Origin of the sequence: Amycolatopsis sp. H20-H5, from assembly GCF_035828755.1 — a bacterium.
Taxonomy (GTDB): domain Bacteria; phylum Actinomycetota; class Actinomycetes; order Mycobacteriales; family Pseudonocardiaceae; genus Amycolatopsis.
The window spans coordinates 6,352-7,293 of sequence record NZ_JAYMZS010000215.1 but is presented as its reverse complement, the minus strand read 5'-3'; the positions used below and the strand labels follow the sequence as shown (position 1 = coordinate 7,293).

At 71.4% G+C, this 942-nt stretch carries 1 protein-coding gene and 1 pseudogene; both read left to right on the top strand.

The window, feature by feature from the left end:
* Positions 1 to 573, top strand: a pseudogene (locus QMK34_RS46315) (S1 family peptidase); the annotation flags it as partial.
* An 86-nt stretch (positions 574 to 659) separates the two neighbouring features.
* On the top strand, positions 660 to 942 hold a 283-nt coding region (locus QMK34_RS46310), incomplete at its 3' end, for a serine/threonine protein kinase (RefSeq protein ID WP_326421346.1).

Here is a 942-nt window from a genome sequence, read left to right as displayed (position 1 = left end):
CGCCTGGTCCTGGCGTTTCGCCGGGAGACCTCGCCAGGGGTGAGCGTCATCCGGTCGGGGGCCGGCGCACGGCTGCCCGGCGAGGACGACCTCGACGGCAGGATCGGCGTGCTCGCGTCGAACCTCGCGGAGCTCGTGGAGATCGAGCAGCGCCATCTCCACGTCACCCAGCGCTTCGCCGACATCGCCGAACTGCCACCCCGAGCCCGTCGCCTGCGTAGTGCGCTCGCGCAGCTGCGGTCTGCCCAGTCGGACGGTGACCCCGAATGGGTGAAACGCCATCTGTCCAGCTGCGAGCACGCGGTGGCCCGTGCGCTGGATCGCGGCCGCGGCCGACGCGGCGTCCTCGACCAGCGGATGGCTCGCCGCGCCGAGCTTCGGGCGCGACTGGAGGCGTACGGCGAGATGGCCGTCCACCACGGCATCGTCGAGGACCCCGAGCTCGACAACGCGTACGCGCACGCGTGGAAGCTGCTGTTCGAAGGGCCCTGCGACGTTTCGGCGGCCACGTACGCGGTCGAGCACTATGCGCGTGCCGTGCGGAAGCGGATCGAGGGGACGGAACCGGGATGACCGACTGCGTCAGGGGAACGTGCGGCGGGACCATCGGCCGGACGAACTATTGCCTCAAGTGCGGCCTGCCGCCGGAAAATCCGGAAATGCCGGAAGAGCTCCCGGCACCCGAGCCCGCCGCACGCCCGACGCGGACCACGAACACCATGGTCACGCGAGCACAGCAGACCGCGGGGCACGGCACCGGCGGCGACCACGTTCCCTTGCCACAGGTCGAGCTGCCGGATCTCACCAGCCGCATCGTCGTCGACCCCCTGGTGCCCGAGGACGAACGGTACTGCGGCCGGACCGACTGCCGGACGGCCGTCGGCCGATCGGCCGGTGGCGGGCCCGCACCGACCCAAGGCTATTGCTCAGCCTGCGGCACGT